Below are 12,829 nucleotides of genomic sequence, written 5' to 3' on the forward strand. Positions count from 1 at the left end.
CCCGTGGCAGAACCAGTGCGCATCCCGGACGCGAAAGTCGCCCTCTCCACCGCCTCCGTCTACCCGGAGTCCACGGCGACCGCCTTCGAGATCGCCGCACGCCTCGGCTACGACGGCGTAGAGGTGATGGTCTGGACGGACCCCGTCAGCCAGGACATCGAGGCCCTGCGCCGCCTCTCCGACCACCACGGCGTCCCGATCCTCGCGATCCACGCCCCCTGCCTCCTCATCACGCAGCGCGTCTGGTCCACCGACCCGTGGACCAAGCTCCAGCGCGCCCAGGCGGCAGCCGAAAAGCTCGGCGCGAGCACGGTCGTCGTCCACCCCCCCTTCCGCTGGCAGCGCCAGTACTCCCGCGATTTCGTCTCCGGCATCTGGCGGATGGCGGACGAGACCGACGTCCGTTTCGCGGTCGAGAACATGTACCCCTGGCGCTACCGCGACCGCGAGATGCTCGCGTACGCCCCCGAGTGGGACGTCACCAAGGACGACTACCGGCACTTCACCGTCGACCTGTCCCACACCGCGACCGCCCGCACCGACGCCACCGCGATGGTCGACCGGATGGGCGAGCGCCTGGCCCACGTCCACCTCGCCGACGGAAACGGCTCCGCCAAGGACGAGCACCTCGTCCCCGGCCGCGGCACCCAGCCGTGCGCCGAACTGTTGGACCGCCTCGCCCGTACCGGCTTCGACGGCCACGTCGTCATCGAGGTCAACACCCGCCGCGCCATGTCCGCCGCCGAGCGCGAGGCGGACCTCGCCGAGGCCCTCGCCTTCACCCGCCTGCACCTGGCCAGCGCCGGCACGGCCACCGGCACCGGCACGGCCACCGGCACCGGCTCCACTCCGGGCCCCACCCCCGGCCCCGCCACCAGGGCCCCGCGCCGATGACGGACGCCCCCGAGGGACGCGCGAAGCGCCGCGGCCCCGGCCGCCCCCGCCAGGACGAGGCCGGCGACGGCCCCGGCACCCAGGAGCGGATCCGCCTCGCCGCCCGCTCCGAGTTCGCCGAACGGGGCTACGACAAGACGTCCGTACGCGGCATCGCCAAGGCCGCGGGCGTGGACCCGGCGCTGGTCCACCACTACTTCGGGACCAAGGACGACCTCTTCGCCGCCGCGATCGAGATGAGCATGGAACCCGCCCTCGTGGTCCCGGCCATCGTCGGCGAGGGCCCCGACGGCATCGGCGAGCGCCTCGCCCGCTACTTCCTGGGCATCTGGGAGAACCCCGTCTCCCGCGCCCCGCTGCTGGCGGTGATCCGCTCCGCGCTGACCCACGAGGCCGCGGCGAAGGTGCTGCGCCGCCTCATCCTGCGCCGGGTCCTGGAGCGGGTCGCGGCCGACCTCGACGTCCCCGACCCCACCTTCCGTGCCGAGCTGGCCGCCTCGCACATGGTGGGCATCGCCCTGCTGCGGTACGTCGTCCAGGTCGAGCCCCTCGCCTCCGCCGACCCGGAGGACATCGTCACGCTGGTCGCGCCCACCCTCCAGCGGTACCTGACCGAGGCGTGAATCCCTCGTCCCGGCATACGGACACCCTGTCCGGATCCCGGGCGGCAGGCGTAGCCTCGTAATCTGAGCCAGTCGTCTCTGACCGGTGCTGTGTGAGCGCCGTCCGAGCGCCCATCCGAGCGCCACCTATGGGGAGTGAACCCGATGCCCGAGCTGAGGTCCCGCACCGTCACCCACGGCCGCAACATGGCGGGCGCGCGCGCCCTTATGCGGGCGTCGGGCGTAGCGAGCGCCGACATCGGCAAGCCGATCATCGCGGTCGCCAACTCCTTCACGGAGTTCGTCCCCGGGCACACCCACCTCGCCCCGGTCGGCCGGATCGTCTCCGACGCGATCCTGGCAGCGGGCGCCATTCCGCGCGAGTTCAACACGATCGCGGTGGACGACGGCATCGCGATGGGCCACGGCGGCATGCTGTACTCCCTCCCCTCCCGCGACCTCATCGCGGACTCGGTCGAGTACATGGTGGAAGCGCACTGCGCCGACGCCCTGATCTGCATCTCGAACTGCGACAAGATCACCCCGGGCATGCTGATGGCCGCCATGCGCCTCAACATCCCGGTCGTCTTCGTCTCCGGCGGCCCGATGGAGGCCGGTCAGGCCACCCTCGTCGACGGCACCGTCCGCAAGCTCGACCTCATCGACGCGATGGTCGACGCCTCGAACGAGAACGTCTCCGACGAAGACGTCCTGCGCATCGAGGAGAACGCCTGTCCCACCTGCGGCTCGTGTTCCGGCATGTTCACCGCCAACTCGATGAACTGCCTCGCCGAGGCCATCGGCCTCGCCCTCCCCGGCAACGGCTCCGTCCTGGCCACGCACACCGCCCGCAAGGCGCTGTACGAGAACGCGGGCCGGACGATCGTCGAGATCACCAAGCGCCACTACGAGCAGGACGACCACTCGGTCCTGCCGCGCTCCATCGCCACGCGCGAGGCCTTCGAGAACGCCATGGCCCTCGACATCGCCATGGGCGGCTCCACCAACACGATCCTGCACCTGCTGGCCGCGGCGCAGGAAGCGGGCCTGGATTACGACCTCAAGGACATCAACGAGGTCTCGCTGCGCGTCCCGTGCCTCGCCAAGGTCGCGCCGAACGTGGCGCCCGGCGGCACGTACTACATGGAGGACATCCACCGGGCCGGCGGCATCCCCGCCATCCTCGGCGAGCTGTACCGCGGCGGGCTCCTCAACAAGGACGTCCACACCGTGCACTCGGCCACCATCGAGGAGTGGCTCGGCACCTGGGACGTGCGCAGCGGCACCGCCTCCGAGGAGTCGGTCGAGCTGTGGCACGCGGCCCCCGGCTGCGTCCGCTCCGCGACCGCCTTCTCGCAGTCCGAGCGCTGGGACACCCTCGACCTCGACGCCGAGGGCGGCTGCATCCGCTCCGTCGAGCACGCCTACTCCAAGGACGGCGGGCTCGCCGTCCTGCACGGCAACATCGCCGTGGACGGCTGCGTCGTCAAGACGGCGGGCGTCGACGAGTCGATCTGGACCTTCGAGGGCCCGGCCGTGGTCTGCGAATCGCAGGACGAGGCCGTCGACAAGATCCTGCGCAAGGAGATCAAGCCGGGTGACGTCGTCGTCATCCGCTACGAGGGTCCGCGCGGCGGTCCCGGCATGCAGGAGATGCTCTACCCGACGTCCTTCCTCAAGGGCCGCGGCCTCGGCAAGTCCTGCGCGCTGATCACCGACGGGCGCTTCTCCGGCGGTACGTCCGGCCTCTCCATCGGCCACGCCTCCCCGGAGGCGGCCTCGGGCGGCGCCATCGCCCTCATCGAGGACGGCGACCGGATCCGGATCGACATCCCGAACCGCTCGATCGACCTCCTGGTGACGGACGAGACCCTGGCGGCCCGCCGCGAGGCCCTCGGCGGGGTGTACGCCCCGAAGAACCGTGAGCGCAAGGTCTCGGCGGCCCTGCGTGCCTACGCCGCCATGGCCACCAGCGCCGACAAGGGCGCCGTCCGAGACGTCTCCCTCCTGGGCTGACCCCCCACCCGCCCGGCGCGCGCGCCCTCAACCGCCGGGCGGGCTCATGCGACCGCCCGGCGCACCCGCGCGTGCGCTGCCGTCGCCTCCGGCGGGCCCTCAATCGCCGGGCGGCTTGAAGTGGCCCAGGGGCCACACCCAGCGCTGCAGGCCTGGCCCAGGGGTCCTACCCAGCCCCGTCGGCGGCCGCGAGCCCCCTGGCCCGGGGGTCATCCCCAGCCCCGCCGGCGTTTGAGGCGCCCCCAGAGGGCCGAGGGCTGATGTCGGTCTGCGCTCATGCGCATGCGGGTTGCCGTCGCCTCCGGCGGGCCCTCAATCGCCGGGCGGGCTTGGGGTGGCGGGCCACTCCGTCCCAGCCGGCGCGGCCGCAAAGCCGTGGCCCAGGGGCCGTACCCAGTCCAGCTGGCGCGGCTGCAAGGCGCTGGCCCGGGGGCCATACCCAGCCCCGCCGGCGTTTGAGGCGCCCCCGGAGGGTGGCCCCCGGAGGGGGGTCGCGGGGCTAGCGCCACGGGCCGGGGTCGGTGGCGAAGACGGAACCGTCCGGCGCGCAGCCGAAGACGCGCCCACCCGCCACCACCGGCGCAGGCCGCACCGGCACAAAGGTGTGCGCCCCCGTAGCCATCCGCGGAGCGGTCTGCCCCACGAGCCGCCCCCGCACCGCGTCCACCGCCAGCAGCCGCCCGTCCGCGGCCATGAGGTGGACGCGCCCGTCCGCCACCACCGGCCGCGACCCCTGGCTCGCGGCCGTCTCCAGCCGCCACACCTCCCGCTCCGCGCCCACGGCAGCCAACGCACCGCCGCTCCCGAAGACGTACACCGTCCCGTCCCCGCCCACCCCGGCCTGCGCCTGCGGCAAGGTCGTCGGGAGCAGGGTCCGCCGCTCGACCCGGGTGCGCAGGTCGATCCGTACCACCGCGCCCGTCGCCATCCCGTCCCCCGCCAGCAGGTGCAGCGCCCCGTCCGCCACCCCCACCGGTTCCAGCAGCCCGGCCGCCCGGTGCTGCCAGAGGGCGCTGCCGTCGGCCGCGGCGAGGGCCGCCACCTGCGTCGAGGCACCGTCCCCCGCGGGCGTGACGGCGTACACCTGCGCACCGTCCGCCGACGCCATCAGCTGCGCCCCGGCGCCCGCACCCGCCGGCCGCTTCGTCCAGCGCACGGCGCCGGTCGCCGCGTCCCGCGCCGTGACCTGCCCGTCGGCGGCGGCGATCAGTACCAGCGCACCCGCCGGTACGAGGTCCGCCCCGCGCGGGGTGTCGGCCTTCCACCGCTGCGCACCGGTCGCGGGATCGAGCGCCTGGAGCAGATGGCTGCCGGACAGGTACACGAGCAGGGACCCGCCCCCGGGGAAGGGCGCCGGGTCCGCGGGCCCCGTGACCCCGGCCACCGACCACCGCACCGAGCCCGTCGCCGGGTCGAGCCGCACCGCCGCGAGCCCGGGCGCGGAGCAGTAGAGCGCGTCCGACATCCAGCCGCAGGCCGGGATCCGCCGGGCGGCCCCGGGCGCACCGGGGGACACCGACCACGGCACGATCCGCGCGGCCCCGGTCCCGGCCGCGGTCCCGAGCCCGTTCGGCTGCCCGTCCCGGTGGCCGGCGACCGCCGCGGCCGGGTCCTCCCGGAACTGCGCGTACCCGCCGACCGCCCCGCCGGCCACCAGCAGCCCGGCTCCCAGCACGGCGGCGACCCGCCACCGCGCCCGCGACCGCCGCCCCGCACGCCGATCCGTACCGCCAGGCTCGTCGCCGGCGGGGTCACCGGCCACGTCCACCGGCGCGGGCATCCCGCCCGGCAGCCCGTCCCGCCGGTGCGTGACCGGCTCCGCCACCGGGTCCGCCCCCGGCAGCCGCAGCCGCGGCCGCGGTATGAACGCCCGCGTGTCCTCGTTCGTCGGATAGGCGGCCGAGCGCAGTACGGCGATCAGCTCGTCGGCGGTCGGCCGCGCGGCCGGGTCCTTCGCCAGGCAGCGCGCGATCAGCGGCGCCAGCTCTTGCGGCACCCCGCTGAGGTCGGGCTCGTTGTGCACCACCTGGTACGCCACGATGTACGGGCTCTCGGAGTCGAACGGCCCGTGCCCGGTGGCCGCGTGCACCAGCAGCGCCCCCATCGCGAAGACGTCCGCGGCGGGCCCCACGTCGCGCGGCCGCTGGAACTGCTCCGGCGCCATGAAGGGCGGGGTCCCGATCAGCTTCCCGGTCTCGGTCCGCAGATCGCTGTCGTACGGCCGCGAGATCCCGAAGTCGATGACCTTCGGCCCGTCCGGCGCCATCAGGACGTTGCTCGGCTTGAGGTCCCGGTGGACCACCCCGGCCCGGTGGATGTCGCGCAGCGCCTCCGCCAGCCCGGCGCCGAGCCGCCCGACCTCGGCCGGGTCCAGCACCCGCTCGCGCACCCGCTCGGCGAGCGTCGGCGCGTCGATGAACAGGGTGGCCATCCACGGCCGTTCGGCATCGGGGTCGGCGTCGACGACGGGCGCGGTGAACGCACCGCTCACCCGCCGGGCCGCGGCGACCTCCTGCTGGAAGCGGGCGCGGAACTCGGGATCGACCGCGTGCTGCGCGTGCACGATCTTCACGGCGAGCTTCAGCCCGGACGCGGAAGTGGCCAGATGCACGACGCCCATGCCGCCGGAACCAAGCACGGATTCCAGCCGGTACAGCCCGGCGTACTCCGGAAACCCGGACTGCTCAGCGCGCAGCGATCGCATCGCCCATCACCCCCGCGGGAGCCTAGTCGACGGTGCGTGCGATTCCGTAAGGGGCTGCTATCCTCCGCGAGTTGCCGGGCGTGATGGCCCGGTAGCGGTCATTTTCAGCCAATGGGGGAGAGCGGCATGGCGGTTGACGAGGCAGCGGACGCGGTGGAAACCATCACCGCGGAATCCGGGGACGGCGGGTACCTGACGTTCCCGGTGGCGCCCGACACGCGGGTCAACGTCCGCAGCGGCCCGGGCACCGGATACCCGGTCAAGAAGGTCCTTCCGTACGACGCCTGGGTGAAGATCGACTGCCAGACGCCGGGCACGACGGTCTCCGGCCCCTACGGCACCTCGAACATCTGGGATTGCATCGGCAACGGCCTCTACGTCGCGGACGCATACGTGAAGACCGGCAGCGACGGCTACGTCGCCACCCACTGCGGTTAGCCGTTCCACCCCGGGCCGCCCCTCGTCTGCCACGTGAGACGCACCCCGCCGGGCCGCCCCGGCGGGGGATAATCGCCGCTGTGAGCGACGAACGAGACGACGAACGAACCGACGGGCGAGACGGCGAACGAGCCGGCGGACGGCACCCGGGCGGCGGCGCCGAACAGCCCGCCGCCGAGGGCCCCCGGCCCGAGCCGATCCTCTTCTTCGGCACCAGCTGGGTCGCGCACGACCAGGGCTACCACCTGCGCCGCGCGGGCATGGCGGTCGCCTCGCTGCTGGCCGCCGTCGTTGCGGCCTTCCTGCTGCGCTTCGCGTACGAGGGCCTGCAGATCGGCAACGTCGGCCCGTTCCTCAGCATCTCGGTCGTCGTCCTCTTCGCGATCGCGAGTTCCATCGCCTTTGCCAAGGCTTGGGAGTCCTTCCGCCGCCGCCCCGCGCCCTCCTCGGACGAGGCCTCGCTCAAGGGGCTCAAAGCCATCGGTTTCATCGGCGGCCTGATCGCGTACTTCCTGCGCTGCCTCGTCGAGGCACCCGGTGAGAAGCTCGCCCGCGCCGAGTACGAGCGCGCCCGCGCCGATTTCACCCGCCGCCGGGGCGCCCGTACCGGAAACCCCGCGGCCCGCCGCCCCAAGCGCAAGAAGAAGTAGGAAGCGACACATGAGCGGCTCCACCCCCACGCCCGAGACCTCCGCCCCGGGCCCGCACCCCGAGCCGCTCCCGGGCCCCCCGTCCGTACCGCCCCCGCCCCACCCCGGGGCCCGCACGCACCCGTACCCGTACCCCCACCCGTACCCGGTTCCGGCGCAAGCCGGTCCGTTCGCCGCACCCGCCGGTTCGCCGTACGCCGCCCTGGCCCGCAACGGCGGGCAGCGCCTGCGGCGGGAGCTGGGCGGCACCGCGCTGCTCCTCGCCGCGGTCGTCGTCGGCATGGTCGCGCTGTTCGTCCTCGCGCTCGTGCTCGTGACGGTGCTGGGCATACCGGCCGGCGACGCCGACAGCGGGGCGATCTTCGTGGACCCGGCCGCCGAGGTCGCCCTCGGCCTGCTCAGCCTCGCCCTCGCGATACCCGCCGTACTCCTCGTCGTGCGCCGGATCCAGCGCCGCCCGGCCGGCACGATCTCGTCGGTCACCGGGCGGCTGCGCCTCGGCTGGCTGGCGCGCTGCGCCGGGCTCGCCCTGCCCGTGCTCGCCGCCGACATCGCGCTGCTCGTCTGGCTGCTGCCCGTGACCGGTGGCGACGGCCCCGACGGACCCGCCGACTTCTTCGACCCGCCCGCCTGGCCCGCGCTCCTGCTCGGCCTCGCCGTGGTGTGGCTGCTCGTCCCCTTCCAGGCCGCCGCGGAGGAGTACCTCTTCCGCGGCTGGATCCTGCAGGCCTTCGGTGCGCACCTGCGCAGCCCGTGGGCGGGCATCGCCGTCGGCTCCGTCCTCTTCGCGCTGGGCCACGGCTTCGGCCAGTGGTCCGGCTTCGCCCTGCTGCTCTACTCCGCCGCCTGGTACGCCTGGCTCACCCTGCGCACCGGCGGCCTGGAGGCCGCCATCGCGCACCACATGGTGAACAACCTGCTGGCCTTCACCCTCGACGCCCTCGCGGGCGACCTCGGGGCCGAGGGCACTGCCGCCGACGCGCCCTGGCAGGCCCTCGCCCTCGAACTCGTCGCGACCCCGCTCTACTGCCTGCTCGTCGTCCGGCTGGCCGACCGCCGCAAGATCGCCACCGTCTCGCCCTGACCTCCCCTTCTCCTCCCGCACCTGCCGGGGTGGTTGACGACCGGCACCCCCGGGAGCATTATTCATCACATGATGAATAAATCGGCGGACGAAGCCGCGGCCACCACCTCGTCCGTGCCCGCCCCCGCCGTGCACGCCCACGGCCTCACCGTCCGCCGCGGCACCGGCCGCAGCCCCCGCACGGTCCTCCACGGCATCGGCTTCGACGTCCCCCGCGGCCGGATCACCGGCCTCCTCGGCCCCTCCGGCTGCGGGAAATCCACCCTCATGCGCGCCGTCGTCGGCACCCAGGCCCAGGTCACCGGCACCCTGGAGGTCCTCGGCCGCCCCGCGGGCAACCCCGGACTGCGCTCCCGCATCGGTTACGTCACCCAGGCGCCCTCCGTCTACGACGACCTCACCGTCCGGCAGAACCTGGACTACTTCGCCGCCGTCCTCGACCCCGGCCGGGCCGCCGCCGACCGCCGCCGCGCCGACGTCGCCCGCGCCATCGCCGACGTGGACCTCACCAGCCGCGCCGACGCCCTCGCCGGAAACCTCTCCGGTGGCCAGCGCAGCCGCGTCTCCCTCGCCGTCGCCCTGCTCGGCACCCCCGAGCTGCTCGTCCTCGACGAACCGACCGTCGGCCTCGACCCCGTCCTGCGCCGCGACCTCTGGGCCCTCTTCCACACCCTCGCCGACACCCGCGGCGCCACCCTCCTCGTCTCCTCCCACGTCATGGACGAGGCCGAGCGCTGCCACGACCTGCTCCTCATGCGCGAGGACCGGATCCTCGCCCAGGACACCCCAGACGCGCTGCGCGCCCGTACCCACGCCGACACCGTCGAAGAGGGCTTCCTGCACCTCGTCGACGAGGCCAACGCCCAGGCCGATGCCGAAACCGACGCCCAAGCCGACGCCCGGCCCCGCACCCGGGCCACCATCCAGGCCGACGCCGTGACCCACGTCCGGGCCACCGCCCCGGGGGAGAGCGAGACCCGATGAACGCCGCCCGCACCACCGCCACCGCCCTGCGCGTCCTGCGCCAGCTCCGCCACGACCCGCGCTCCATCGCGCTCATGCTCCTCGTGCCCGTCCTGATGCTGACCCTGCTGCGCTTCGTCTTCGACGGCAGCCCCCGCACCTTCGACAGCATCGGCGCGTCACTCCTCGGGATCTTCCCCCTCATCACGATGTTCCTGGTGACCTCCATCGCGACCCTGCGCGAGCGCACCTCCGGCACGCTCGAACGCCTCCTCGCCATGCCCCTGGGCAAGGGCGACCTGATCGGCGGCTACGCCCTCGCCTTCGGCGCCGTGGCCGTCGTCCAGTCCCTGCTCGCCACCGGCCTCGCCCTCTGGCTCCTCGGCCTCGACGTCGTCGGCTCGCCCTGGCTGCTGCTCCTGGTCGCGCTCCTCGACGCCCTCCTCGGCACCGCGCTCGGCCTCTTCGTCTCCGCCTTCGCCGCCTCCGAGTTCCAGGCCGTCCAGTTCATGCCGGCCGTGATCTTCCCCCAACTGCTCCTGTGCGGACTCTTCGCACCCCGCGACACGATGCAGCCGGTCCTCGAAGCCGTCTCCGACGTGCTGCCGATGTCCTACGCGGTCGACGGCATGACCCAGGTCCTCACCCACACCGACATGACCGCCGACTTCGTCCGCGACGCGACCGTCGTCGCCGCCTGCGCCCTGCTCGTCCTCGCCCTCGGCGCGGCCACCCTGCGCCGCCGCACCCCCTGAGCCCGGGTGCAAAGATGAGGACATGACCCAGACAGTCGCCGTTCTCGGTACCGGCAAGATCGGTGAGGCCCTCCTCAGCGGGATGATCCGAGGCGGCTGGCCCGCCTCGAAGCTCCTCGTCACGGCCCGCCGCCCCGAACGCGCCGAGGAACTCCGCACCCGCTACGGCGTCGAGGCCGTCAGCAACGCCGAGGCCGCCAAGCGCGCCGACACCCTGATCCTCACGGTCAAGCCGCAGGACATGGGCAAGCTCCTCGAAGAGCTCGCCCCGCACGTCCCGGCGGACCGCCTGGTCATCAGCGGCGCCGCGGGCATCCCGACCTCCTTCTTCGAGGACCGGCTCGCCCCCGGCACCCCCGTCGTCCGCGTCATGACGAACACCCCCGCCCTCGTCGACGAGGCCATGTCCGTCATCTCGGCCGGCAGCCACGCCACCGGTGCCCACCTCGCCCACACCGAGGAGATCTTCGGCGGAGTCGGCAAGACCCTGCGCGTCCCCGAGTCCCAGCAGGACGCCGCCACCGCCCTCTCCGGCTCGGGTCCGGCGTACTTCTACTTCCTCGTCGAAGCCATGACCGACGCGGGCATCCTCCTCGGGCTGCCCCGCGCCCAGGCCGCCGAGCTGATCGTGCAGGCCGCCGTCGGCGCCGCCGTCATGCTCCGCGACAGCGGCGAACACCCCGTCAAGCTCCGCGAAGCCGTCACCTCCCCGGCCGGCACCACGATCAACGCGATCGTCGAGCTGGAGAAGCACGGCGTACGGGCGGCCCTCATCGCTGCCCTCGAAGCGGCCCGCGACCGCAGCCGCGAGCTGGCCACCGGCAACAGCTGACGCCCGTACGCGCACACGCACGCAGGACGTACGGGAGCCCGCCCACCCGGCGGGCCCCCGCGCGGCTCCCCTTCAGGGCGCGAGCAGCCCGATGGCCTCGTACGCCCGGTCCACCACCGGCGTCGCCAGCGCCCGGGCCCGCTCTGCGCCCGCGCGCAGCACCGACTCCACCGCGCCCGGATCGGCCGCCAGCTCCGCGTGCCGCTCCCGCACGGGGCGCAGCAGCTCCACCACGGCCTCGGCCACGTCCCGCTTCAGCGCCCCGTAGCCCTGGTAGCCGTCGGCCAGCGCCGCCGGATCGCCACCGGTACACGCGGCGAGCACGTCGAGCAGGTTCGCCACCCCCGGCCGCGTCGCCCGGTCGTAGAGGACCCCGCCGTCCCCGCTGTCGGTCACCGCGCGCATCACCTTCTTGGTGATCGCGGCCGGCTCGTCCAGCAGGTAGACGATCCCCGCCCCGCTCTCGTGGGACTTGCCCATCTTGGACCGCGGGTCCTGGAGGTCCATGACCCGCGCCGCGACGGCCGGGAGGGTCGCCTTCGGCACGGTGAAGGTGTGCCCGTACCGCTGGTTGAAGCGCACGGCCAGGTCCCGGGTCAGCTCGACGTGCTGCGCCTGGTCCTCACCGACCGGCACCTCGTCCGCGGCGTAGGCCAGGATGTCGGCGGCCATCAGCACGGGATAGGTGAGCAGCGACAGCCGTACGCCGTCCCCCGCTGCCTGCGCCTTGGCCGCCTTCTCCTTGTACTGGATCATGCGCCGCAGCTCGCCGTCGGTGGCCGTGCACTCCAGCAGGTAGGACAGGCGGGTGTGTTCGGCGACGTGGCTCTGCATGAACAGGGTGCACCGCTGCGGATCGAGCCCGGAGGCGAGGAACAGGGTCGCGGCCTGCCTGCTCAGCCTGCGCACCCGCGCCGGATCGTGCTCCACGGTGAGGGCGTGCAGGTCGACGACGCAGAAGACGGCCTCTGCCTCGTGCTGAGCGACCTCGACCCACTGCCGTACGGCGCCCAGGTAGTTGCCCAGCGTCAGGTGACCGGTCGGCTTGACCCCGCTGAAGATCCTCGTCATGTCCTTGTTCTCCTCTGCCACCGTCGGCGACCGAGCCACCCCCGGGCGGGGAGAAACAAGAACGGCCGCCGGAAGCGGCGGCCGTGAACGCATCAGTGCGCGCGTGGAAGGTCGGCCGCCGTCAGGCGGCCCACCAGCCGAGGCTGAGCAGATGCGTAGTCATGTCCCCAGCGTACGCACCGGCACCCGCAGCGGGTAGGGCCACACAGGGGTTGACACGCCCGTGCGTCATCCGTAAGGTTCTTCGAGTTGTCCGAAGTGAGCTGCCGACCCCGGTCGGTCCCCCGGACAGCCATCCGCCCCTACACATTCGAACGAAGCGACGTACGTTGTCGTCTCGTTTTCATGCGTATTTGCGAATGAGGAAACCGTGCCCGAGTGGCACCCCCGCCGATTAGGCCGGGGGCAAGGAATCCGCTACTGTCTCACCTCGTCGGAACGGCTCAAGGGCCGCGAAGACAAGCCCAACTGACTGGGAGTCAGGCCCGAAAGGATCTGATAGAGTCGGACTCGCCGGAAAGGGAAACGCGAAAGCGGAAACCTGGAAAGCGAAAAGCAGGATCCCGCTTCGACCGGGAATCGGACACGAGAGAGTCTGATAGAGTCGGAAACGAAGAACGAAGCCCGGAGGAAAACCCGCGAGGGTGAGTACGAAGGAAGCGTCCGTTCCTTGAGAACTCAACAGCGTGCCAAAAATCAACGCCAGAAGTTGATACCCCGTCCACTTCGGTGGATGAGGTTCCTTTGAAAAAGACCTGTGAGGCCTTCGGGTGCTTGCAGGCAACCACAACAGCGAGGACGCAGTGGACGGTCGGCCATA

Annotated in this window: 11 protein-coding genes; 9 read left to right on the plus strand and 2 right to left on the minus strand. The window is 72.9% G+C overall.

Annotated features, from left to right (window positions below; all coding sequences use genetic code 11):
• Positions 1–3 precede the first annotated feature (3 nt).
• The 3 genes from ABZY31_RS09740 to ilvD all read left to right on the plus strand — a co-directional run bounded on the left by ABZY31_RS09740 (position 4) and on the right by ilvD (position 3,512).
• Positions 4–894, plus strand: a complete 891-nt coding sequence (locus ABZY31_RS09740) for a sugar phosphate isomerase/epimerase (RefSeq protein WP_356406786.1) — start codon at positions 4–6, stop codon at positions 892–894.
• A complete protein-coding gene (locus ABZY31_RS09745; protein WP_356406789.1) occupies positions 891–1,517 on the plus strand; it encodes a TetR family transcriptional regulator in 627 nt (208 codons plus the stop codon). The genes ABZY31_RS09740 and ABZY31_RS09745 overlap by 4 nt, the downstream gene beginning before the upstream one ends.
• 144 nt (positions 1,518–1,661) lie before the next feature.
• The gene (gene ilvD / locus ABZY31_RS09750; protein ID WP_356406792.1) at positions 1,662–3,512 is read left to right on the plus strand and encodes a dihydroxy-acid dehydratase; all 1,851 of its coding nucleotides are present in this window, start codon (positions 1,662–1,664) and stop codon (positions 3,510–3,512) included.
• A gap of 499 nt (positions 3,513–4,011) precedes the next feature.
• On the opposite strand, the gene ABZY31_RS09755 is transcribed toward ilvD, so the two are convergent.
• Positions 4,012–6,216 carry a serine/threonine-protein kinase gene (locus tag ABZY31_RS09755; protein WP_356406795.1) on the minus strand — a complete coding sequence of 735 codons (2,205 nt, stop codon included), beginning with the start codon at positions 6,214–6,216 and terminating at the stop codon, positions 4,012–4,014.
• A gap of 126 nt (positions 6,217–6,342) precedes the next feature.
• On the opposite strand from ABZY31_RS09755, the gene ABZY31_RS09760 reads away from it, so the two are divergent.
• The 6 genes from ABZY31_RS09760 to proC all read left to right on the plus strand — a co-directional run bounded on the left by ABZY31_RS09760 (position 6,343) and on the right by proC (position 10,938).
• A complete protein-coding gene (locus ABZY31_RS09760; protein ID WP_356406798.1) occupies positions 6,343–6,654 on the plus strand; it encodes a peptidase in 312 nt (103 codons plus the stop codon).
• A gap of 197 nt (positions 6,655–6,851) precedes the next feature.
• Positions 6,852–7,304, plus strand: coding sequence for a hypothetical protein (locus ABZY31_RS09765; RefSeq protein WP_356406845.1), 453 nt, complete (start codon positions 6,852–6,854; stop codon positions 7,302–7,304).
• 10 nt (positions 7,305–7,314) lie between these two features.
• Positions 7,315–8,388: a CPBP family intramembrane glutamic endopeptidase gene (locus tag ABZY31_RS09770; protein ID WP_356406801.1), complete on the plus strand. Its 1,074-nt coding sequence runs from the start codon at positions 7,315–7,317 to the stop codon at positions 8,386–8,388.
• A gap of 69 nt (positions 8,389–8,457) precedes the next feature.
• Positions 8,458–9,372, plus strand: a complete 915-nt coding sequence (locus ABZY31_RS09775) for an ABC transporter ATP-binding protein (RefSeq protein WP_356406804.1) — start codon at positions 8,458–8,460, stop codon at positions 9,370–9,372.
• Positions 9,369–10,106: an ABC transporter permease gene (locus ABZY31_RS09780; protein ID WP_356406807.1), complete on the plus strand. Its 738-nt coding sequence runs from the start codon at positions 9,369–9,371 to the stop codon at positions 10,104–10,106. The genes ABZY31_RS09775 and ABZY31_RS09780 overlap by 4 nt, the downstream gene beginning before the upstream one ends.
• Before the next feature lie 22 nt (positions 10,107–10,128).
• Complete coding sequence (gene proC, locus ABZY31_RS09785; protein WP_356406810.1) at positions 10,129–10,938, plus strand: pyrroline-5-carboxylate reductase; 810 nt, start codon at positions 10,129–10,131, stop codon at positions 10,936–10,938.
• A gap of 72 nt (positions 10,939–11,010) precedes the next feature.
• On the opposite strand, the gene trpS is transcribed toward proC, so the two are convergent.
• On the minus strand, positions 11,011–12,009 hold the full coding sequence (gene trpS, locus ABZY31_RS09790; RefSeq protein ID WP_356406812.1) for a tryptophan--tRNA ligase: 999 nt from the start codon (positions 12,007–12,009) through the stop codon (positions 11,011–11,013).
• Positions 12,010–12,829 lie beyond the last annotated feature (820 nt).

This window comes from Streptomyces sp. NPDC006529 (assembly GCF_040611795.1).
GTDB lineage: Bacteria > Actinomycetota > Actinomycetes > Streptomycetales > Streptomycetaceae > Streptomyces.